The organism is Steroidobacter flavus, from assembly GCF_042651805.1.
GTDB lineage: Bacteria > Pseudomonadota > Gammaproteobacteria > Steroidobacterales > Steroidobacteraceae > Steroidobacter > Steroidobacter flavus.
This window is the reverse complement of sequence record NZ_JBHSDU010000015.1, coordinates 2,377,227-2,399,199: the sequence shown is the minus strand read 5'-3', so window position 1 is coordinate 2,399,199 and position 21,973 is coordinate 2,377,227. Positions and strand designations below refer to the sequence as shown.

The following is a 21,973-nucleotide window of genomic DNA, read 5'->3' as shown; positions in this document are numbered from 1 at the left end:
ACACGCCAGCCGTTCGCTCCCATCCGAGTTGGCCGCGCGGTTCACGCGCGGCTAACTGCTCGGTCTCCCGGCTGGTTAAACTGTGTCTCCCCAGAGGAGACACGATGCCCACCCCTCTCCACCGCCTGCTGTTCAGCTTGCTCGCGACCTGTTGCGCGACGGCTGCAATCGCCAGTCCCGCGACTGACAAGGTCCTGCAGAACGTTCGTCTGCCCGGTGGATTTCAGCTCGAGGTCTACGCCGACAATGTGCCGGCCGCGCGCTCCATGGCGTTGGGCTCGCAGGGCACGCTGTTTGTCGGCACACGCGGCACGACGGTCTATTCCGTCAGCGGCTCCCCTGGCACCGGTCTCAAACCCACGGTTCGCGTGATCGCGGACAAGCTGAACATGCCCAATGGCGTGGCCTTTCGCGATGGCTCGCTGTACGTCGCCGAGGTCAATCGCATCCTGCGCTACGACGGCATCGAGTCGTCGCTGACCAGCGTGCCCGCGCCCAAAGTGGTGCGCGACGATCTGCCGAAAGATCGTCATCACGGCTGGAAGTACATCGCGTTCGGCCCCGACGGCAAGCTGTATGTGCCCATCGGCGCGCCCTGCAATGTTTGTAACGAGCCGAAGTACGCCAGCATCACTCGCATGAATGCCGACGGCTCGGGTCACGAAGTCTTTGCTCGCGGCATTCGTAACTCGGTCGGGTTCACCTGGCATCCCGTCACCAAGGAGCTTTGGTTCACCGACAACGGCCGCGATTATCTCGGTGACGATTCGCCGCCGTGCGAGCTGAACGTCGCGCCGCGCGCCGGTCTGGATTTCGGCTTTCCTTACTGTCATGGGAAGGACACCAAAGATCCCGAGTTCGGCAAGCTCGGCGACTGCGCGCACATGACGCCGCCGGTACAAACATTGGGTGCGCACGTCGCGCCGCTCGGTGTGAAGTTTTATACCGGCACCGCGTTCCCCGAGAAATATCGCAACCAGGTGTTGATCGCCGAGCACGGTTCCTGGAACCGTAGCAAGAAGAGCGGTTATCGCTTGACCCTGGTGCGCCTGGACGGCAACAAGGCGATCAGCTACGAGCCGTTCGCGACCGGGTTCAATCAGGGCGACACTGTGTTCGGCCGCCCTGTCGACCTGCTGGTGCTCGAGGACGGCTCGATGCTGATTTCCGACGATACCGCCGGCGCCATCTACCGACTGACTTACTCCGCGACTTAACGGCTGCTCCATGAAAGCGATCGCTTCCATTCTCGGTTACATCTGGCGCGGCCTCGATGGCTTGCGCAAGGTGCTGCACCTCATCGTGTTGCTGGTGTTGTTTCTATCGATCGGGGCGGCGCTGTCGCCGAGCATTCCCATCATTCCTCACAAAGCGGCGCTGGTGGTCGCGCCGCAGGGCGCGCTGGTCGAACAGCTCGCCGGCGATCCGTTCGAGCGCGCAGTGGCGGAGGCCTACGGTCAGAGCCGTCCTGAAACATTGCTGCGAGATCTGGTCGATGTCATCGATACGGCCTCGAAGGACAAGCGCATCGAATTGATGGTGCTCGATGTGAGCAGCATGAACGGCGGCGGCATCGCGAAGATGCAGGAGCTGGCCGCGGCGATTCAGCGCTTCCGGGCGGCGGGCAAGAAGGTGTACGCGTACGGCGAAGGTTTCGATCAGGCGCAGTACTACCTCGCTGCGCAGGCCGATGAGATCTATCTCGACCCGCACGGCTTGGTGCTCATCGAAGGCTTCGGTTATTACCGCACGTTCCTGAAAGGCGTGATCGACAAGTTGCAGGTCGATGTGAACGTGTTCAAGGCCGGCAAGTTCAAGTCGTTTACGGATCAGTTCAGTCGCGCCGACATGTCCGAACAGGAAGAGCAGGAGAGCATGGCGTGGTTGAACGCGCTGTGGGCTCAGTATCAGGAAGGTGTCACCAAGGCTCGCGGCCTCGATCCGGGCGCGATTGCCGCTTACGCGAACGAGTACGCCGAAATCGCGAAGGCCCATCGCGGCGACCTGGCCACGGCGGCGCTGGAAAAGAATCTGGTCACCGAGCTGAAGTCCCGCCGGGAATTCGAGGATCAGATCAAGGCGCTGGTCGGCGAGGACAAGGACGATCATTCGTTCAACGGCGTGATGAACTGGGATTATCTGACTGCGGCCCGCTCCAGCGAATCGCTTATCGAAGGCGATCACATCGGCGTCGTGGTGGCCTCGGGCGAGATTCTCGACGGCGCGCAACCGCCGGGCACCATCGGCTCGGATTCCACGTCACGCCTGCTGCGCGATGCGCTTTATGACGACAAGGTCAAAGCGGTGGTGCTGCGAATCGACAGCCCCGGCGGCAGCATGCTGGCGTCGGAAGTCATCCGTCGCGAGATCGATGCCTTGCGCCAGGCGGGCAAGCCGGTGATCGCGTCGATGAGCAGCACGGCGGCGTCGGGCGGTTACTACATCGCCATGGATGCGGATGAAATCTGGGCGAGCCCCGCGACGCTCACCGGCTCGATCGGCGTGTTCGCCGTGTTCCCGACCATCGAACGCACGCTCGAAAAATTCGGCGTGACCATCGATGGCGTAGGCACGACCCCGTACGCCGGCTCGCTGCGTCTCGATCGCACGTTGAACGACGGCGCGAAAGAGATCCTGCAGAACTCCATCGATCATGCGTATAGCGTGTTCGTGAACAACGTAGCGACGGCTCGCGAGAAGTCCTTCGAAGACATCGATGAAGTCGCGCAGGGGCGGGTGTGGGCTGGCGTCGATGCTGCTCAACATGGCCTGGTCGACAAGCTCGGCTCTTACAAGGACGCGCTGGATTCCGCCGCGGAGCGCGCGGGCTTGGGCAAGGACTACAAGGTTCATTACATCGAGCCGCCGATGGGCTGGCGTCAGGCGCTGGCGATGCGTTCGCAGGGGCTGGCGGCGCGCATTACCAAAGCGCTCGTGCCGGAACACGACCTGTTCGCCAGCGCTCGCCGAGTGCTGGCGCCGCTGGAAGCGGAGTTGACGCGTCTGGCGCGGTTCAACGATCCGCAGAATGTTTATTACTATTGCCCGTGCTCAGCTCCATGAGATGAATGTTTGTGAAAAACTGGCGGGCCTTCCTGGCCCGCCAGTGAGCGCCCTCAGAACTTGAACGAAACCTGTCCAAACAGAACCCGGCCGCGCGGATCGTAGTAGCGCGCGTCGTATCCGATCTGGAAGTTGTGCGCGGTCAGCGATAGCGGCGGGTCTTGATTGAACAGGTTCAACGCGCCGACCGTCACCCGCACCCAATCCGTGACTTGCCAGCTCGATTGCCAGTCGAGCGTGAAGTAGTCGTCCACATCCAGGCGAACGTCGGCGGTTTCGCCGTTGAAATTGCCATCGGCGTCGATGCCGTCCACCGTGGTCTCCACATCCAGGTAGCCGCTCTTGTAGTTCATGGTGAAGGTGTGTGAGAACGGCCCGTGATCAAGCGTGGCCAACAATCGACCCACCCAGCGGAAGGTCACCTCATCCAGCGGCGTCGAGTAGTTGCCGATGTTCCGGTAGTAGGGGCCGTCTTTCGTCAATTGCTCTTCGTCTCTGAGCATGTACGTGGCCACCAGTTGCGTGCGCAACTTGCCAAACGGCAATTGCCAGCTGGCGTCGGCATTGAAGTCGATGCCGCTGTAAAACTCCTTGCCGGTGTTGATGTTGGTCTGGTTGTAGGCGAGGTAAGTCGTGCCGGTACCGATATCCGTGAAGGTGGTCCACGCATCGGGGTAGCGCGTCGGATTGGCGAATGCCTCGGTTTCCTCGATCTGGCCGAAGGCGTCTTTGATCGCCACCCACCAGTAGTCGAGACCGGCGGACATCTCCCGCGAGAACTCGAACACCATGCCCAGCATCGCTTGACGCGACTCTTCCGGTGTCAGATCCGGATTGCCGCCCGCGAAGACGTCATATTGTGTTTGTGGCGGCCGGCAGATGGCGCCCAGGCGGGCGGCGATGCTCGCGAGGTCTGGAGTGCAATCGTAGGGATTCGCGGTGACGCCGTAGTTTTGCAACGATGCATTGAGTTGCGGAACGGTTGGCGCATGGAAGCCCGTGCCGTACGAGCCCCGAATCAGGAACTGCTGCGCCGGTGTGATCCGAAAGCTCGCTTTGTAGTTGGTCGTCGAGCCCACATCGCTATAGTCGTCGTAACGGCCGGCGCCCGTCAGTTCCAGCCACTCCAGCGGTTGCAGGGAGATCTCCGTGAATACACCGTTCACTTTGCGGTCGGCGCCGTATGGAATGGACGCGGCTGCGTCGCCAAAGCGCTGATCGCCGGTGCCGGGGCCGTCCGCGGCCGGGGTGCCTGTGACTGGATCGTCCAGATTCGCTTGCGCGAACTCACTGGGCTTGGATTGGAATTTTTCTCTGTAATGACTCAGGCCCGCCGCGAACATCACCGGCTTGCCGTTCGGCAAATCGAACAGGGCGCGAGATGCCCTCAGCTCCGCTGTTTGCATGCGTGAAGTGCCGCCATCCCAATAGCCGCGGTAGTTGATTGCGTTGAGCGCGGCGAGACCGGCCTCGGTTTGTTGTCCCGGCCCGACGAAGGGATTGATGGCCCCGCTCTCCAGTGCTCTATCGAACGCGAGGGCGCCCGGATAGCCGGCGATGTGCCCTCTCACGTTGCTTTCGGACTGCGTCAGCGCGAAGTCATAGTTCCAGCCCGCGAGGTCGCCTTCGAGACCGAGGGCGACGTGATAGAACTTCGCGTCATCATCGTTGATGCGCTGACCCAGATCGAAGGTGCGATAGGGCGCGACGATCGGATCGGTGACGCCATCGCCATCTTCGTCCGCCGCTCCGAACAACGGGTTGCCTTCATCGTCCGTCACGCCCGCGAGGTATTGGTTATACAGCGCGGAGCCGACTTCGATGCCCAGCTCGCCGGGGACCGGAGCGATCTTCGATAGCGAATTGGCTTCCGACCACAGCGCATCCATGAACAGGTTCTGTGCTTCACCCAGCTTCACGTTGAGCGATGCCGTGGCGTTCTTGCGCTCGCGCTCGGGATAGAGCTGGATGTTGCGGACGTAGTCGTAGTAGCACGCGGATCCGACCGGTGCCGAGCCTTCAGGACAACTGCCGGTGCTCAGATAGCCGAGGCTGACGGTCTCGCCCGCCAGATTGCCGGTCGTTGCGACCGCATTCGCAGGAATGTTTCTTGGCGAGCCATTGAAGAAGGTCCACCGTTGACCGCCGTAGTCGAAGTTCACGATGGCAGACTTGGCGAAATCGCGGTCTCTGGAGTTGAGCTCGTTGCGCTTGTCGCCCGCGAGTGCCACGAACAGATTCCAGCCATCGTTCTCATAATTGCCGATGCCGGCGCTGAGGCTGACGCCGCGTTCCTGCGCGCCGTCCTCGGGCGCGTAGTAGCGCGCCGATACGTCACGATCCATCGTCTTGTCTTTAGTGATGAAGTTGACGACGCCGGCGACCGCGTCCGAGCCGTACAGTGCCGAAGCGCCCGACGTCAAAATCTCCACTCGCTGGATCGCCGAGACGGGAATGCTGTTGAGATCGACGGCGGCCGCGAAGCCGGTGAGCGTTTGCCCGCCGAATTGGGCCATGCGCCGGCCGTTGAGCAGCACCAACGTGCGGTTCTCACCGATGTTGTGCACCGAGACGCCCGAGAAGCCGAACGTCGCGGCGCCCACCGCGTCGGACTCGACGGTCGCGCCCTGGATCGTGGGCAAGCGTTGCATGAGATCGACGACCGAAGCGGCGCCGGTGCGCGCGATGGCCTGCGAATCCAGCACTTGCACGGGCAACGAGGCTTCGGCTTCGACGCGTCGGATGGCGGAGCCGGTGACAATCACTTCTTCCAGCGGGCCTCCCGCCTTTTCCTGTACCTGCTCCTGTGCCACGACAAGTGAAGTCACGAGAACGATCGGGCTGGTCCAAAGCGCGCAGCTGATGGCGCGCCTCAAATAGTTGCTGGTCATGGATGCTCTCCTGGTGAAAATGAAGAGGCCTCCACTGCTGTTGGCGATGGGCTTCCTTGGGAATTGAGCGAAACGGGGCCGCGTTGCCCGGTCGACGCCGGGCTCGGGATTGAGCTGTGACAGCTCCTGCGGCCAGCAGGCGGCATGATTGCTCGCCTTTTTCGCAATGAATGCGATTTACTTGTATCAGATCTGCAAAGGTCGCGTCGAGCGTTGATTCCGCATCGACGCTGCGCAGTCCAAAAAAGATGAATTCAAAAGGGGGCGTGTATAAATAAGCGTGGCTGTACGGCAACAGCGGGTTCGTCTGGCGTTGCGATACAAAGGCCCGCTAGCGATAGAAGATGTGGTTGCCAATCCTGGCAACCACTTTCTTCGAACTCGCCCAGTACGGCTGCACGCTGGTCGCGTGATAGAACAGCGCGTCGGGTACCACCGGTTCGTAGTAGCCGTGATAAACCGTCGTCGCCACGTCCATCGCCTGCTTCCAGGCCGGGCTGCCCGACTCCAATCTCAGCTTGAACGCCGTCCACGAGAAGTGCGCGACCAGGCGTTGTCGCAACGGGTCCCAACGAGTGTCGTGCACCACCTCGCAGATCGTGTCGGGGAAGTACGGCGAGGCGAGTCGATTCATCGTTACTTCCGCGACCGCATACTGCCCCTGTAGCGTTTCGCCGCGAGCCTCGAAATAAATATTCTCAGCGAGGCAGCGGATCTCACGGGCGCGGATCTTGGCCGCATCGATGCGCGAGCCATCGATGGTCGAACGCGCGCTGTAGGCGAAATAGAAGATCAGGCCGATCACGATGAAAGGCACGCTGAGGATCGCGAAGAAGGGAACGTCGCCCTTCTCGCGAAGCAGCCAATACATCTTCCACCGGCGCCGGCGTAGTACGAGCCAGGCGCGGACGTCGTAGAACAACGATCTCAGCATCGGGTCGCTTCAGCCGACGTCACAACAGGCCGTCGAGGCGCTCCAGATCGTTGATCATTCGCCACCGGCCGCCGGCCTTCTCGACACGCTGGCGCCACATGTCCACGCGCGCGAGATATTCGCGCGGATCGTAGTTGTCGGAGCGCAGCTTGGTAACGTTGAGAGCAACGACTTCGAAGCCATTGAGGTCGAGCGGCACGTCGCGCACGTAGCCTTTCTCGAGATCTTCCTTCAGGTCCGAGAAGATCAGGATGGCTTTGCGGCCGGGGCTTTTCTCGTTGAGGAACTCGATGCCCTGGAGCAGGCCGCCGGTGATGTCCGTATAGCTCGCCGCTTGCGAATGATCGACGAAGACCTTGATGGCATCGGCGAAGGCGCGCTTCTGCACGTTGGCGCTGCTGGGCCGGTCGTCGAACGTGGCTTTGGCGATGATGTCCTTTTCACTGAAGCTGCCGGTGTCGATACGGGCCACGGCGAACGAGTCGGTCGGTTGCAGCTTCGAGAGCGTGTACAGAATGATGCTCTGAGCTTTCTTCAGCTCCTCGTTGTACGTGCCCGACGTGTCGAGCAACAGATAGACGCCCGTGTTACGCGGTGCCGTCGGCGTGCAGCCGCCGATGAGCAGTGCGGTCAGGACCAGTATGAACGCTCTCATGTCTGGATCTCCTGTACCGGAGCCGCGTCTTGAGCGCGTTGCTCATTGGCTGCGGCTTTCGCGCGGTTTTCCAGCCACAACGGCACGAACAATGGCAGGTCGTAAAGGCGCTCGAGCAACTTGCCGATGTGATGGAACGAATTGCTGAGCACTCGGAAGATCAGCGCCACTGCCCGTAACAGGCCGATGCCACAGATTCCGAGCACGGTTCGCGACGAGTGCACGAACGTTTCGAACGGAATCGCCACGAACGTCAGCGCGAACGGCAGGATGAAGCCCATGCCCATCTGCGCGGCCGTCGTGATCCACAGATACTCGTTCTTCAGCCCGCCACTGTCTTCTCCTCGCAGCAGCGCGCCGGTCGCCAGTTCGTCCTGGAGCAACACTTCGCGCATGTACGCCAGACCCGCTTCGACGCTGGCGAGCAATGTCAGCAGACAGAACGTGATCCAGATCATGCGCACGCGCATCTTGTCGGGCAGTGCCGCGATGACAGGAAACAAGCGCGTGATGCGCAAGGACTCCATCAGGAACAGGCCCATCGAGATCTCGACCATGATGATCACGAGGGCCGCGATGTCCGCGGTCCGGAACGTGCCGATATAACTGGTGCCGCCCACCATTTCCGACATGGGGCGCGCGATCAGCGAGAAGTTGATGGCCGCGCCGCCGATCGCGATCAGCAGCACCAGCCCTGAGACGAAGAACTGCACCACCGATGACGAGGATAACGTCGATACCGCGTGGTCATGGCCGCGCACGATGTCTTGATAATCCTGCATGTGCCGGTCGATGGCGTTCGACCGGTTCAGCAAGCTCTCGACAGAGGCCATCACGCGGTCGAGCGTTTCTTTGATGACGCGCCACTCCGGCATCATCTTGCGCAGGAGCCCATGTCGCTCGGCGCTCGCCTCGCGATATGTATCCATCGCTTCTTTGTGAGCTTTGACCAGCGACTTGTGAATGTCCTCGAGAATGGCACCCGCGCCGTTCTTGCCTTCCATCTTCGCGACCGCATCGACCGCGCGCACCCAGCCCGGCGCCTCCGGAGGCACATCAACGGCGGCCTGATGATCTTCATCGATGCGCCGGATCGACTCGCTCAGCGCTCGATGCAGCGTGGGATAGTTGGACAGATCCTTCCGCACGCTCTCGCTGATGCGCTCGAACTCGCGTTCGATGATGCGCTCCTTCGCCTCGCGTCCCGCCGCCAGCAACACGTCACGGTTGCGGGTCGCGAGCCTTTCTTCGAGATGCGTCGTCGAATGCGATGCCAATCGCAGCCCGCGCGCGATCGCGCTGGTCGCCGTGCGAATCGCCTGATGGGCCGTATCTCGCGCCAGAAACAGTACGAAGACTGCCACGATGAATAGGATCAATAAGGAGAGGGTGGGCCAGGGTGTGAATTCGAGAATCGCGCTCAAGGACATAGCTTTCCCCTTGCAATGGGAGTCCGGCGCGGCAACCTGAATGAAGGTGCCGCTAGCGATCTGAATTCGGCTGAATGAGGCGGACGGATGCCGCCTGAATGAACGGAAGGAGGGAAGTTAGACGCAGGTCTCAGGCCGGAGACCTGCGTCGTTCAGGGAATCGTTCAGGTTGTTTCCCAGTTCAGCACCACTTTACCCGACTGCCCGGCGCCCATGATCTCGAACCCGCGCTGATATTCAGCGATGGGCAGGCGATGAGTGATGATGGGGCGGATGTTCAGGCCGCTTTGGAGCATGGCGGCCATCTTGTACCAGGTTTCGAACATCTGGCGGCCGTAGATACCTTTGATGGTGAGGCCTTTGAAGACCACTTCGTTCCAGTCGATGGCGACCTCGGTCGAGGGAATGCCCAGCATCGCCAGGCTGCCGCCGTGATGTAGCGTGCGGAGCATGCTGCGAATGGCGGAGGCGTTGCCGGACATTTCCAGGCCGACGTCGAAGCCTTCCTGCATGCCCAGTTGTTTCATCGCGTCGTCGAGGGAATCGCGGGTGACGTTCAGTGCCAGCGTCGCGCCCATTTTGCGGGCGAGGTCGAGGCGATAGTCGTTCACATCGGTGATCACGACGTTGCGGGCGCCGATGAAACGAACGATGGCGACGGCCATGATCCCGATCGGGCCGGCGCCGGTGATCAGCACGTCTTCGCCCACGACATCGAAGGCCAGCGCGGTGTGCACGGCATTGCCGAGCGGATCGAGAATGGAGGCGATTTCATCGTCGATGGCGGCCGGCAGCTTGAACGCGTTGAAGGCGGGAATGACGACGTAGTCGGCAAACGAACCCTGGCGATTCACGCCGACGCCGAGGGTGTTACGGCACAGGTGGCGGCGGCCGGCGCGACAGTTACGGCAGTAGCCGCAAGTGATGTGGCCTTCGCCGGAAACACGATCGCCAGGCTTGAAGCCCTGCACTTCGCTGCCGACTTCGACCACTTCGCCGCTGTACTCATGACCCACGGCCATCGGCACCGGAATGGTCTTCTGGGCCCAGGCGTCCCAGTTGTAGATGTGCATGTCGGTGCCGCAGATCGCGGTCCGCTTCACGCGGATCATCACATCGTTCGGGCCGACGGTCGGCTTGGGAATGTCTTGCAGTTCAATGCCGACGGCCGCATGGGCTTTGACTAGTGCGCGCATGAGAGTGTTTGCTTGCGTTGAATTCAGAATTATTGGATGACGCCGAGTTCTTTGCCTACTGTGGTGAATGCGGCCACGGCTTTATCCAGTTGTTGCGTCGTATGGGCCGCCGACATCTGCGTGCGGATACGCGCTTTACCGTGGGGGACCACCGGGAATGAGAATCCGATGACATAAACCCCGTGATCGAGCAGCCGCTGGGCGAACTCCGACGCAACCTTTGCGTCGCCGAGCATGACCGGAATGATGGGATGTTCGCCCGGCACGAGATTGAACCCGGCCGCGGTCATATGTTTGCGGAAGTGCGCCGAATTCTCCCAAAGGCGCGAGCGCAGCTTGTCATCGGCTTCGAGTAGATCGAGCACCCGCAGGCTCGCGGCAGCGATGAACGGCGGAATGCTGTTGGAGAACAAATAGGGCCGCGAACGCTGCCGCAGCCACGTGATGATTTCTTTGCGGCCCGACGTGTAACCGCCAGCGGCGCCGCCTAGCGCTTTGCCAAGCGTACCGGTGATGATATCGACGCGATCCATCACGCCTCGCAGCTCATGCGTGCCGCGGCCGCGCTCACCGACAAAGCCCACGGAATGCGAGTCATCGACCATCACGAGCGCGTCGTAACGATCGGCCAGGTCGCAGATTTCCTTCAAGCGCGCGATCACGCCGTCCATGGAGAACACGCCGTCGGTGGCGATGAGTCGCACGCGGCAATTCGCGGCTTCTTTCAGGCGGGTTTCGAGCTCGTCCAGATCGTTGTTCGCGTAACGAAAACGCTGCGCTTTGCACAGACGAATACCGTCGATGATGCTGGCGTGATTGAGCGCGTCGCTGATCACCGCGTCCTGTTCGTCGAGCAAAGTTTCGAACAAGCCGCCGTTGGCATCGAAACAGGACGAATACAGGATGGTGTCGTCGGTGCCGAGAAAGCGGCTCAAGCGCTCTTCCAGATCTTTATGAATCTGGTGCGTGCCGCAAATGAAACGCACCGACGCCATGCCGTAGCCGTAGCGATCGAGCGCCAGCCGGGCGGCTTCGCGCACGGAAGCATGATTGGCCAAACCGAGATAGTTGTTGGCGCACAGGTTCAGGACTTCTTCGCCGCCGACCACCCGCACCGACGAGCTTTGCGGCGAGCTCAGGACGCGCTCCGGCTTGAACAGGCCTTGCGTGCGCAATTGTTCCGTGTCCGCCGTCAGTCGCTGAAAAAAGTCGCGCTTCACCTTGACCTCACTGCCCCTGTGCAAGGGGCGGATTGTGCCACTGTGCGGATGACGGCTAGCAGGTCAGCTAGGTTCCGCAGCTTGGAGTACAGCTTTCTAGAACAGTGAGTACAGTTCTGTCGTGCGGGATTATCAGGGCGTATTGCGGAACTCGACTAAAAATTCTTATTCTCGGTATGTCTGCAGATCGACCCTTAGATTCCAAATAACTATTCGGACCGCACCGCAGGCGGTGCGAGGGGGATTCATGAAGGCGACAGGACGAGCGTGGCTGTCCATCGGCAGCCTGTTGGGTTTTTCTGCGACAACTCTGGCTCAAGGAGCAGACAACCTGCTGGAAGAGATTGTGGTCACGGCACAGAAGCGCAGCGAAAGCTTGCAAGAGGTGCCGATCGCGGTGACTGCGATGACTGCGGAGATGCGCGATCTGCTGGGTGTCATCAGCATCGGCGAGCTGACCGATTTCACGCCCGGTCTTTCCTACGCGACCACCCTGGATCGCATGAGCCTGCGCGGCGTCGGCCGACTTACTAACAACTACGGTTCCGATCCAGGCGTCGCGACTTACTCCGATGGCTTTTACACGGCGAGCAATACCGAGGCCGGCAAGCGCCCCATCATCGTCGATCGCATCGAAGTCCTGAGAGGGCCGCAGGGCACGCTGTACGGCCGCAACTCCATCGGCGGCGCGCTGAATATTGTCTCGAAACGACCCACGGATACGTTCCAAGGCGAAGTGCGCGCAACCGCCGGCAACTACGAAACCAGATATTTCGAGGCCGCGCTCTCCGGTCCCATCACGGACTGGTTACGTTTCCGCACAGCAGGCACCAAGGGCGGGCAGGGGCGCGGTTTCTTTCGCGATGTGAACAGTGACGAGACCGAAGGAAACGTCAACGACGATCTTTATGTCGAGGGGCAGCTCGAATTCAACATCGGCGAGCGGGTCGACGGCTGGATTCGTTACAGCCACGCCGAGTGGAACCAGGCACGCCGCTCGACCATCGCGACCACGCCCTACGACATCGCGCCCACCTATTTCGGCGGATTGTTCCCGAACTCCGCGTTCAACGGCACCGCGACGCAGCCGGTGTCGTCGCAGTTCACGGCGACCAATCCGAGCAACGACAATCATCGGCTCTACAACAACGACACGCCGTTTCGCGCCAACCTCGACGGTCAACACGCCTATGTCGTCGAGCTGATCGGGCACATGGATTGGGCGGATCTGAAGTATGTCGGCGGCTACGCGGCCTCGACGTATTCCCAGGTCTCCGACTACGACACCATCGAGCGCGGTCCGTATCAAACGGTGGCCGGCGGCGTGCCGTTCACGATCTATCCGCAGATCGAAGCCTTCTATATGGAGGACAAGGAGTATTACAGCAACGAGCTGAACCTGATCTCGACCGGCGATGGCGATCTGCAATGGATCGTCGGCCTGTATCAATATCACGAGCAGGTGAATCAGAACTCCGGCATCCGAGTGCCGCAGCAGATGCAACTGGCGACGCCACGCGCGTCATCGAGCGTGTCGTCTCCGCTCGGACCGCCGAACCCCGATCACAACTTGCAGATCGCGGGCGCGTTCCTGGATGCCGATGCGCGGGCCGTGTTCGGTCAGATCGACTACGACCTCTCGCCGAATTGGAAGACCACCATCGGCCTGCGCTACACCGAAGACAACAAGGACGCGAACGAGTATCGGACGCGCGTGTTGTACGGCTACCCGGGCGTTCCCTATGCGTTCTATAGCGAGATCGATCGACGCAATCCGCTCAGCGGCAAGTGGAACGCCTCGACCGGCACGGCGGGCCTGCAATGGAATCCGACCGCCGACACGATGGCGTTCGCGAAGTACACGCGGGGTTACAAGAGCGGCGGCTTCAACGCTGGCGCGTTCGCGCCCGATCGCACCGGTTACACCGAGCCGGAATATATCAATGCCTATGAGCTGGGTTTGAAACAGACCTTGTTCAGGCGGTTGACCGCGAACCTGTCGATCTTCCACTACGACTACAAGGACGCGCAGTACCCGTCGACGGTCCGTGATCCGGTCTCCAACATCAACGAGTCGCGCTTCTTCAATCTGGAGAATGCGATCTCGCACGGCGTGGAGCTGGAAGCGCTGTGGGCGGTGACGGACGCTCTGCAACTCAATCTGAGTTACAGCTATCTCGATACCGAGATCCAGGACAATCGCTGCTTCATCGATGGCGACGACACCGGCGCAACCGCGCCCGATGCGCGTCCTTGTGGCACGCCCGTGCCGGGTCAGCAGATCGGTCAACGCATCGACGGTGGACGCCTGCCGAGCTCGCCGAAGAACAAGATCGCGTTCAATGCCAACTACACGTGGCAGATGCCGCTGGGCGCGCTCACGCTCTCGGGCACATGGACGTATCGCGAGGAAACGTATTACTCGGTGTTCTCGCGCGACTTCAATCTCGCGCCATCGTATGACGAGACCGACGTGCGCTTGTTATGGAACGCGCCGGACGGTCGCTACACAGTGATCGGCTTCGTTCGCAATGTTTTCGATGACGAAGGTTACGAAGCAGTAGGCGCGACGCAATCCGCGTGGGGCGTGCGAACGCTCACCATCTCACCGACCGCGCCGCGAGTGTATGGCGTCGAGGCGCAGTTTCGCTTCGGGACTTGAAAGACGATCCCCCAATCGACCGAGCCATATATTCCGATCTGCAGGTTTGCTCCGGGTTGTTGCTGAGGAGGAGGTGAGTTCATACCATCGATGCGACCGCAGAGCGATCGTCGATTCCATACATAAATATTGGTCGGATGTCGCTCATCCGAACGGGGGTTCTCATGAAGATGCAACAGCGAGGGATGCTGTCCGTCATGGGCGGCCTGTTGTGCGTGAGTGGGATTTCAAACGCACAAGATACGAAGAGTTCCGTATTAGAAGAAGTTGTGGTCACTGCCGAGAAGCGCGAGCAAACACTTCAAGAAGTTCCGGTTGCCGTTTCCGCTTACACCAGTGCGCGTCGCGATCTGATCGGCGTCAACACCATTGAGGATGTGGCGCGCATCACGCCGAGCTTGAGTTACACGAACAACGACCGACTGTCGATTCGCGGCTTCGGTCGCCTCACCAACAACATCGGCACCGATCCGTCGGTGGCGTTGTACTCCGACGGTATCTTCTCCACGTCCATGGCGGACACGTCGACGCCGTCGTTATTCATCGATCGCACCGAGATTCTGCGGGGACCGCAAGGCACCTTGTATGGGCGCAACTCCATCGGAGGCACGCTCAATGTCATCGCCAAGCGGCCCACCAAGGACTTCAATGGCGAAGTGCGCGGCACGTTCGGTAACTATGGCAGCTGGCGGACCGACGCCTTGTTGCGTGGGCCGATCACCGATTCGCTGCGCTTTCTGGTTGGGGGCTCAAAAGACCGTCGCCAGGAGGGCTTCATCAATAACGTCGGCTCCGGCGGAGATACTGCCGATAGCGACCGATGGTTCGTCGAGGCGCAGATCGAAGCGGATCTGGGCGAAAGAGTGGTGGCGCGACTGAGATATTCGAAGTTCGAGTGGCAGGACAGTTATGGCGTGGGCAACACGCTGGGTACTGTCATCTCGCCTTACAACAATATCTCGTTGGCGGGCACGGGCACTTCGGCGCTTTACTACAACACGGTGTTCGGCTACACCGAGCCAAATCCAAGCGTTGCAGACCCATACACCATCAACACCAACTCGGACGCCGCGGGCACGCTGTCGCATCAGCATCGCATCCATCTGGATGTCACCGCCGATTTCGACGGCGCGACGCTCAAGCTGCTGTCGGGCTATCAGCAGTACACGTACTTCACTTCCTCAGATAGCGATGGCACGCCGCGCACGACGCCATTCAACATACCGGCGAGCGGTACGTTGTCTGTCGATCTGGACGGTCCCGCCGGGCCGTTGCCGAGTCAGACGGTGACTGCGGCATTCAACGCACTCAACGTGACGCCCGACGCGAGAACGTACTATCACGAGCGTCAGCAGTGGCAATCGAATGAGTTGAATCTGTCGTCCAACGGCGATGGCGATCTGCAATGGATCGTCGGTTTGTATCAATACAGTCAGAAGTGGGATCAGCCGCAGGGCATTCGGGTGGTGGGCGACAACGCCATCTTGAATCCCCTAGGCGCACCCGCCAATCCGAGCGGCGCATTCCTGGCGGTGGACGGTCATTTGGAAACGGACTCGTACGCGGGGTTCGGTCAGATGGATTGGTCGTTCACAGACAAGTGGACCTACACGCTGGGCTTGAGATACACGAAGGACAAGAAAACAGGCATCGACATGGCGCGGTACGTGGCACGCACGCCGGGTACTGCGATTGCCGCTGCCGATGCGGCGCCGACGCTCGAGAATGCCATCATCGGGTTGTTTCCTGCTGGCACCCCGCTCTCTTTCATACAAACGCAGGTGCCATCCATTGGGCCGCTCGTGGCGGCCGCGGTGTTGGCGCAGACTCAGGCGCTCGCGCTCGATGTGACGCAGAGTCAGGTCTGCGGCGCGACGGCGTGTGCTCCGGATCTGCAGCCCAATCCCGGCGGTGGCTTGCGACGCAATCTCGCGGGCGATTGGGATGCGGTGACCGGCACCACCGGCTTGCAGTGGGAGCCCAACGACAACACGAATTTGTATCTGCGTTACAGCCGCGGCTACAAATCGGGGGGCTGGCTCGGCTCCAACGGGTTGACGCCCAATCCTTACGCCGATCCCGAATACGTCGATTCGTATGAGCTCGGTGCGAAGCTGGTGCTGGGCGGGCGAGTGCAACTCAACACGGCCGTGTTTTACAGCGACTACGACGGCTTTCAGACGCCACTCACGGTTTCGCTCGGCACGATCACGGCGGCCCGCTTCTTGAACTTGCAGGCTCGGGTGCAAGGCGTGGAGCTGGAGGCGACGTGGTCACCGATCGATCGCTTGCAGTTGCTCGCGAGCTATTCGTATCTCGATACGGAGATCACTCGCGGCTGCTGCTTCGTCGACAACGCCGATCCCGGAGCGCTCGAGGCCGGGGCCCGGCGGGACAGCGTGCTGCCGAATGGCGAGGTGGCGCAGACGCTGGTGGGCAATCGTTTGCCGCTGTCGCCGGAGCACAAGTGGACGGTCGGTGCGAACTATACGTGGGGCTTTACGGCGGGATCGCTCACCGCCAGCGGCATGTACACCGACACCGGCGATCAGCAGTCGACAATCTGGTCGAATCCCATCTATACGGCGCCATCGTTTCAGATCGCGGACTTTCGGTTGTTATGGAACGATGCCGAGAACCGCTACACGATCATCGGCTTCGTAAAGAACGCGCTCGACGAGATTGGTTACGGCAGCTCGACAGGAGGCACGCCCACGCCGGTGGGCTCGCGTCGCACTGTTTCGCTGACGTATCCGAGAACGTACGGAATGGAATTGCAGTATCGATTCTGATCTTGTGGTCGAAACGGCCAAGGCCGTTTCGACGGGATGTGTGATTGATCGCGCCCGTCAGCCGGGCGCGGTCTTGCTCCACTGATCCACCGCGGCGTGCAGCACGTCGATGGGCACTGGCCCCGATCTCAACACCAGATCGTGGTAGAGACGCACATCGAAGCGGCCGCCCATTTTCTGTCGGGCACCTTCGCGGGCCGCACGGATTTCCGTTGCGCCGACCATGAAGCTGCAAGCCTGGCCCGGATATACGCAGTAACGGTCGATCTCGCGCTCGGCGGACATTTGCCGTTCGCCCGCGTTCTCCACCATCCAATTGACCGCTTGCTCGCGAGTCCAGCGATGATGATGAATGCCGGTGTCGACCACGATGCGAGCCGCGCGGAACAGCTCCGACTGCAGCAGCCCGATCCGGCCCGCCGCGTTCTTTTCGTAGATGCCCAGCTCGTCGGCCACTCGCTCGGCGTACAGCGCCCAACCTTCGGTATAGGCGGAGAAACGCACCAGCCGACGGAACAATGACAATTCACCCGCCGCACGCAGCACGCTGAACTGAAAGTGATGTCCTGGAATGCCTTCGTGATGAGTCAGCGTGGGCAGTCGCCACAACGGCAGCTCGGCGGTCGATTTCAGATTCAATGAGAACGTGCCGGGCTGGCCGCCGACACCGTCGCTGTAGAACGCACCCGGCGCGCCATTCTCGATGGCGACCGGAATGCGCTTCACGAGCAGCTCGTCCTTCGGAATCGTCTTGAAGCCTTTCGGCAGCAAGGCGCGAATCGCGGCGATATCGTTGCGGGCGGCGGCGAGCAATTGCTCACGTCCGGCATCGTTCTCCGGCACGAGGAAGCGGGGGTCGGCATCCAGCGCCTTGATGCGCTCGCCGATCGGGCCCTTCTTCAAGCCTTGCTCTTGCAGGCTGCGGTCGAGTTGCGCCGAAATATCGGCGACGAGTTGCAGGCCGCGCTTGTGCAAATCGCCGGGCGCGATCCTGGTGGTCGTGTTCGAGTGCACGGACGCCGCGTAGTAAGCGTCGCCATCCGGAAGTGCCCAAACACCCGCGGATGTTTTCGATTTCGGCGCGAGTGTCCGCAGCGCGTCCATCTGTCGCGTCAGTGCCGGCACAATCTGAGTGCGGAATATTTCTTCCGCGCGCGGTCCGAGGTCGCCGAGTTTCTTGGCTCGAGCGCGCTCGATGGCCGGACCGATCATTGCGGTACGAGCCGGCGGCGTCTCTTGCAACGTGCGGATCTGATCGAGCGTTCGCGTGATCACGAAGCTGGGCGGGATCACGCCGATGCCCGCATCGTGACGAATCCTCTCGGTTTCCTGATCCAGCGCACGTGCCAACGCGCTCATGCGTGAGAAATAAGCGTCGACATCCGGTGCCGACTCGAGCGGATGACGCGAGCCCAGGAACTCCGGCAGCCAATAGTAAGTGCCGTTCATCTGGCTGACGGGATACGGACTGGGCCGCAGATCGATATCGGCGGTGCCGTAGCGGCCGGTCAGATCTTTCAGCGTGGAGTACACGAACACTGCGGTGTCGTAGTCGAGCTGAGCGGCGGCCCCGAGTTTCGTGCGATCGATCTTGGCGAACTCGCTCAATGCACGGGTCGCGGATTCATGATCTTTGACGGTGGCGGTTAGCGAGCGGTCGTCGAGCTTGGATCGAAGATCGGCATTCGCGCCGACATCGAACTCATACTGTGTCGCTTGTTCCGGGCTGCGTCGCAGATACTCTTCCGCTAAACGTTGCAGAAGAGCGTCGAGCGCGGGGGACCTGCCATTAGCTGCGAATGCGGGCAGCCCGCTGACGGCTGCAAGGCTGGCTCCGACGGCGGCGCGGAGAAGGGTGCGGCGGTTCATGAGGGAAGCTTACCGGACTCCCGGCGCCGCAGGCCATGCGGGTGCCGATCAAGTTTGTTGCGAATCGAACAACTGTGCGACCCGTTGCCGCTGCTGTTCGTTCAGATGCAGTCCGAGTTTGGTCCGGCGCCAGAGAACATCGTCGCCGCTTCGGGCCCATTCATTGGCGATCAGATAATCGATCTCGGCCTGCGTGAGGCCGGCGCCATAGTGCTCGCCCAGATCCAGCATGGCTTGCGCCTTGCCAAGAATTTTTCCGACGCGCGTTCCATACGCGTGCGCCAGCCGATGCGCCGTTGTGACGGGCAGGAACGGCCATCGCTTATGGACACCTTCAGCGAACGCGGCAAAGTCGGCGCGCGGCAGATCGCCGCCGGGCAGGGCCGCCTTATCGGTCCACTCGCGATCACTGCTGTTCAAATGGAGCTGCAGTTTCTCTAGCGCGCTTTCGGCCAGTCGACGATAAGTTGTGATCTTGCCGCCGAACACGGACAGCAGCGGCGGAGCGTCGGGTGTCGTTTCGGTCAGCTCGAGTTTGTAGTCGCGCGTAACTTTCGATGCGTTCTTCGATTCGTCATCCGAGAGCGGCCGCACGCCGGCGTAACTCCATTTCACATCTGACGGCGCGATATGTTTGCGGAAGTAACTGTTGACGGTACTGCACAGATACAGAATTTCATCGGGCGAGATGCTGACCTTGGTGGCATCGCCGGTGAACGGCACGTCGGTGGTACCGACCAGCGTGAACTGATCCTGATAGGGAATCGTAAACACGATACGGCCGTCGGGGTTCTGGAGCATGAAGGCGTGCTCGCCGTGATACAGCCGAGGCACGACGATGTGACTGCCCTTGACCAGGCGCACATGCGCTTCGTTATCCATGGCCGGAAACCCTTTGAACACTTCCTGCACCCAAGGACCCGCGGCATTGACGATGGCGCGAGCCTGCACCTGCGTGGTCTGGCCGCTCTTCACGTCTTGAATAGTCGCCAGCCACTGCGAGCTGTCGACCTGCGCAGAAATAAAACGGGTGCGCGTGCGAATCGATGCGCCACGCAACGCTGCATCGAGCGCATTCAACACGACCAGGCGGCTGTCATCGACCCAGCAATCGGAATAAGCGAAGCCGTGGTCCAGCCCGGGTCGTAATGCTCCGTACTGACCGTTGGCCAGTCGCACGCCGCGTGACGCGGGCAGAATCTTCCGACCGCCGATGTGATCGTAAAAGAACAAGCCGAGACGCATCAGCCAGCGCGGCCGCAACTCGGGCACGTGCGGCAGGATGAATTGCATGGGGCGGATGATGTGAGGCGCGATGCGCAGCAGCCGCTCGCGCTCGATCAGCGCCTCGCGCACCAGTCGGAACTCGAAGAATTCCAGGTAGCGCAGGCCGCCGTGAATCAGCTTGGTGCTGGCGGAGGAGGTGGCCGAGGCGAGATCGGCCTGCTCGACCAGCAGGACCTTCAAGCCGCGTCCGGCCGCGTCGCGCGCGATGCCAGCGCCATTGATTCCGCCACCGACGATGAGCAGATCGACGGCCGCTGCGGTCATGTGCTCATCACCTACCCATGCTCCAAAAGATCAGACCTTAGTTAATCGAAGCCACCCGGGTACATGGACGTACCCCATCCCCGCGGGGATGGCGAGAGATAAAAGTCACGCCCATATTTGTCAAAGTTGGGCCGACTCGCATGCGGGTCGTGGCAGGATGCCCGATCCCGCATTTAATGTGTATGCCCGTTCGTGCACCTGCGCTACGTGAACGGCGTACACTGGCTTCATGAGCGACGATAAAGCCCCCGGCGATCAGGCCGGCTTACGTATCGATAAATGGCTGTGGTTTGTCCGGCTGTTCAAGAGCCGTTCGCAGGCGACGGACGCGGTCGCCGGCGGCCTGGTGCATGTGAATGGCGATCGCGTGAAGCCCTCGCGCGTCGTGCATGTCGATGACCGGCTTCATATCACCAAGGACGAAACTCGGCTTGAAGTTATCGTGCGTGGCATGCCGGTGCGGCGTGGGCCGGCGCCCGAAGCCCGGCTGCATTATGAAGAGACGCCGGAAAGCATCGCGGCGCGAGAGCTGCAGCGGGAGCGCAATCGACTGGCGGCGCCCGCGCCCGACGGCCGACCGGACAAGCATTCCCGTCGAATCCTGCGGGATTTGCGCCGAGGTTAAGGAGGAGGCGCTTTGCTGAACGAGCCGCCTTCGCGGCCCGCCATCACGGCCTGAATCTCGGCGACGATGGCCAGCGCAATGGTCTCCGGCGAGCGTGCACCAATATCGAGCCCGATCGGTCCATACAAGCGACCGCTGAGCCGCGCGGCCTTGTCGCCGATCTCATGTAACAAGCGAATGCGCCGGGGCGCGGGGCCGAGCAATCCCACATAGGGAATTGAGCTGTCCGCGAGGGCCGCGAGATACGCTTGATCCGACAGCAGGTGATGACTCATCACAACCGCGGCGTCGTACTGCCCGACCTGTAACTCGTGTGGTAACTCGGCTGAAGGTTTGAGCGCGACACGTCGGGCGCGTGGAAAGCGATCGGCGATCGCGTACGCGGGTCGGTGATCGAGCACGGTGACCTGCCAATTCATCAAGCCCGCGATTTCCACGAGCGGCATGGCATCGGGTCCCGCGCCGAGCAGTAGCAGGCGCGGCGGCAATTCGATCGGCACGACCAGGAAGCTCGCATCCTCCGCTTCGATGGTCCGGCTCGACGGCCCGGCGCCACGAGGCGTTGACACGTCCATCGCAGCGGCCACCGACGCCGGGACCGAATGTTTGTTTTGGGTCCAGAACGCCGCGCCGAGAGGATACTTCGGGTTGCTCGACTGAGTGATCACGGCGAAGCTCGCTTCGGTCTGATCGAAGCGGCAACGCGACGCGAAGTTGAACGGCTGATAGTCGTTGGCGCGCTCCAGTCGACTCAACAGAATGGTCATCGCGCCTTCGCACCCCAGGCCGATGCCCCAGATCACGTCGTCCGAGCTGCGGGTGTCGTAGTGAACCGTGGCGGGCTCGCCGGTTTGTAGGACCCTCCGGGCGCGCTCCATCAAGTCGGCCTCGAGGCAACCGCCGCTCAGCAGGCCGGCGACGCGTCCATCGCCGGCAATCAGCATTTGCGCGCCGGCCTTGCGATAGGTCGAGCCCAGCGTCTGCGCCACGGTGGCGAGCACCAGCGGCTCGCCACGATCGAGGTAGTGGCGAAAGAAGTCGTCGGCGGCGACGCCGCTATGGATCAGTCCTGGCTGAGTCATGGC

Annotated in this window: 14 protein-coding genes; 5 read left to right on the top strand and 9 right to left on the bottom strand. The window is 61.4% G+C overall.

Annotated features, from left to right (window positions below; translation table 11 throughout):
* Window positions 1-104: 104 nt before the first annotated feature.
* Both ACFPN2_RS37370 and sppA read left to right on the top strand, forming a co-directional pair.
* Window positions 105-1,217 carry a PQQ-dependent sugar dehydrogenase gene (locus ACFPN2_RS37370; RefSeq protein ID WP_380606278.1) on the top strand — a complete coding sequence of 371 codons (1,113 nt, stop codon included), beginning with the start codon at window positions 105-107 and terminating at the stop codon, window positions 1,215-1,217.
* Between the two features lie 10 nt (window positions 1,218-1,227).
* A complete protein-coding gene (sppA, locus tag ACFPN2_RS37365) occupies window positions 1,228-3,063 on the top strand; it encodes a signal peptide peptidase SppA (RefSeq protein ID WP_380606276.1) in 1,836 nt (611 codons plus the stop codon).
* Window positions 3,064-3,116: 53 nt separating this feature from the next.
* Here sppA and ACFPN2_RS37360 read toward each other — a convergent pair whose 3' ends face one another.
* The 6 genes from ACFPN2_RS37360 to ACFPN2_RS37335 all read right to left on the bottom strand — a co-directional run bounded on the left by ACFPN2_RS37360 (window position 3,117) and on the right by ACFPN2_RS37335 (window position 11,389).
* Window positions 3,117-5,954, bottom strand: a complete 2,838-nt coding sequence (locus tag ACFPN2_RS37360) for a TonB-dependent receptor plug domain-containing protein (protein WP_380606274.1) — start codon at window positions 5,952-5,954, stop codon at window positions 3,117-3,119.
* A 331-nt stretch (window positions 5,955-6,285) separates the two neighbouring features.
* Window positions 6,286-6,888, bottom strand: coding sequence for a cell wall hydrolase (locus ACFPN2_RS37355; protein ID WP_380606273.1), 603 nt, complete (start codon window positions 6,886-6,888; stop codon window positions 6,286-6,288).
* Window positions 6,889-6,907: 19 nt separating this feature from the next.
* Complete coding sequence (locus ACFPN2_RS37350; RefSeq protein WP_380606271.1) at window positions 6,908-7,543, bottom strand: vWA domain-containing protein; 636 nt, start codon at window positions 7,541-7,543, stop codon at window positions 6,908-6,910.
* A complete protein-coding gene (locus tag ACFPN2_RS37345; RefSeq protein ID WP_380606269.1) occupies window positions 7,540-8,907 on the bottom strand; it encodes a hypothetical protein in 1,368 nt (455 codons plus the stop codon). Before ACFPN2_RS37345 ends, ACFPN2_RS37350 begins: the two co-directional genes overlap by 4 nt.
* A gap of 230 nt (window positions 8,908-9,137) precedes the next feature.
* Window positions 9,138-10,169 (bottom strand): L-threonine 3-dehydrogenase, encoded by a 1,032-nt coding sequence (gene tdh, locus ACFPN2_RS37340; RefSeq protein ID WP_380606267.1) that lies wholly within the window; start codon window positions 10,167-10,169, stop codon window positions 9,138-9,140.
* Between the two features lie 29 nt (window positions 10,170-10,198).
* Window positions 10,199-11,389, bottom strand: a complete 1,191-nt coding sequence (locus ACFPN2_RS37335; protein ID WP_380606265.1) for a glycine C-acetyltransferase — start codon at window positions 11,387-11,389, stop codon at window positions 10,199-10,201.
* Window positions 11,390-11,636: 247 nt separating this feature from the next.
* Between ACFPN2_RS37335 and ACFPN2_RS37330 the strand changes: the two genes are divergently transcribed.
* Together ACFPN2_RS37330 and ACFPN2_RS37325 are read left to right on the top strand one after the other, a co-directional pair.
* Window positions 11,637-14,051 carry a TonB-dependent receptor gene (locus ACFPN2_RS37330; protein WP_380606263.1) on the top strand — a complete coding sequence of 805 codons (2,415 nt, stop codon included), beginning with the start codon at window positions 11,637-11,639 and terminating at the stop codon, window positions 14,049-14,051.
* Between the two features lie 164 nt (window positions 14,052-14,215).
* The gene (locus tag ACFPN2_RS37325; RefSeq protein WP_380606261.1) at window positions 14,216-16,843 is read left to right on the top strand and encodes a TonB-dependent receptor; all 2,628 of its coding nucleotides are present in this window, start codon (window positions 14,216-14,218) and stop codon (window positions 16,841-16,843) included.
* Window positions 16,844-16,900: 57 nt separating this feature from the next.
* Here ACFPN2_RS37325 and ACFPN2_RS37320 read toward each other — a convergent pair whose 3' ends face one another.
* Together ACFPN2_RS37320 and glpD are read right to left on the bottom strand one after the other, a co-directional pair.
* Window positions 16,901-18,712 (bottom strand): DUF885 domain-containing protein, encoded by a 1,812-nt coding sequence (locus tag ACFPN2_RS37320; RefSeq protein WP_380606259.1) that lies wholly within the window; start codon window positions 18,710-18,712, stop codon window positions 16,901-16,903.
* A gap of 48 nt (window positions 18,713-18,760) precedes the next feature.
* Window positions 18,761-20,263, bottom strand: a complete 1,503-nt coding sequence (glpD, locus tag ACFPN2_RS37315) for a glycerol-3-phosphate dehydrogenase (protein ID WP_380606257.1) — start codon at window positions 20,261-20,263, stop codon at window positions 18,761-18,763.
* Window positions 20,264-20,492: 229 nt separating this feature from the next.
* Here glpD and ACFPN2_RS37310 point away from each other — a divergent pair, with 229 nt between their 5' ends.
* On the top strand, window positions 20,493-20,888 hold the full coding sequence (locus tag ACFPN2_RS37310; RefSeq protein WP_380606255.1) for an RNA-binding S4 domain-containing protein: 396 nt from the start codon (window positions 20,493-20,495) through the stop codon (window positions 20,886-20,888).
* Here ACFPN2_RS37310 and ACFPN2_RS37305 read toward each other — a convergent pair.
* Window positions 20,885-21,970: an XdhC family protein gene (locus ACFPN2_RS37305; RefSeq protein ID WP_380606253.1), complete on the bottom strand. Its 1,086-nt coding sequence runs from the start codon at window positions 21,968-21,970 to the stop codon at window positions 20,885-20,887. The genes ACFPN2_RS37310 and ACFPN2_RS37305 overlap by 4 nt on opposite strands.
* Between the last annotated feature and the right edge of the window lie 3 nt (window positions 21,971-21,973).

Excerpts from the sequence above, each read along its gene's own strand:
- ACFPN2_RS37370 (WP_380606278.1), top strand. The coding sequence starts at position 105 with ATGCCCACCCCTCTCCACCGCCTGCTGTTCAGCTTGCTCGCGACCTGT.
- sppA (WP_380606276.1), top strand. The coding sequence starts at position 1,228 with ATGAAAGCGATCGCTTCCATTCTCGGTTACATCTGGCGCGGCCTCGAT.
- ACFPN2_RS37360 (WP_380606274.1), bottom strand. The coding sequence starts at position 5,954 with ATGACCAGCAACTATTTGAGGCGCGCCATCAGCTGCGCGCTTTGGACC.
- ACFPN2_RS37355 (WP_380606273.1), bottom strand. The coding sequence starts at position 6,888 with ATGCTGAGATCGTTGTTCTACGACGTCCGCGCCTGGCTCGTACTACGC.
- ACFPN2_RS37350 (WP_380606271.1), bottom strand. The coding sequence starts at position 7,543 with ATGAGAGCGTTCATACTGGTCCTGACCGCACTGCTCATCGGCGGCTGC.
- tdh (WP_380606267.1), bottom strand. The coding sequence starts at position 10,169 with ATGCGCGCACTAGTCAAAGCCCATGCGGCCGTCGGCATTGAACTGCAA.
- ACFPN2_RS37330 (WP_380606263.1), top strand. The coding sequence starts at position 11,637 with ATGAAGGCGACAGGACGAGCGTGGCTGTCCATCGGCAGCCTGTTGGGT.
- ACFPN2_RS37325 (WP_380606261.1), top strand. The coding sequence starts at position 14,216 with ATGAAGATGCAACAGCGAGGGATGCTGTCCGTCATGGGCGGCCTGTTG.
- ACFPN2_RS37320 (WP_380606259.1), bottom strand. The coding sequence starts at position 18,712 with ATGAACCGCCGCACCCTTCTCCGCGCCGCCGTCGGAGCCAGCCTTGCA.
- glpD (WP_380606257.1), bottom strand. The coding sequence starts at position 20,263 with ATGACCGCAGCGGCCGTCGATCTGCTCATCGTCGGTGGCGGAATCAAT.
- ACFPN2_RS37310 (WP_380606255.1), top strand. The coding sequence starts at position 20,493 with ATGAGCGACGATAAAGCCCCCGGCGATCAGGCCGGCTTACGTATCGAT.
- ACFPN2_RS37305 (WP_380606253.1), bottom strand. The coding sequence starts at position 21,970 with ATGACTCAGCCAGGACTGATCCATAGCGGCGTCGCCGCCGACGACTTC.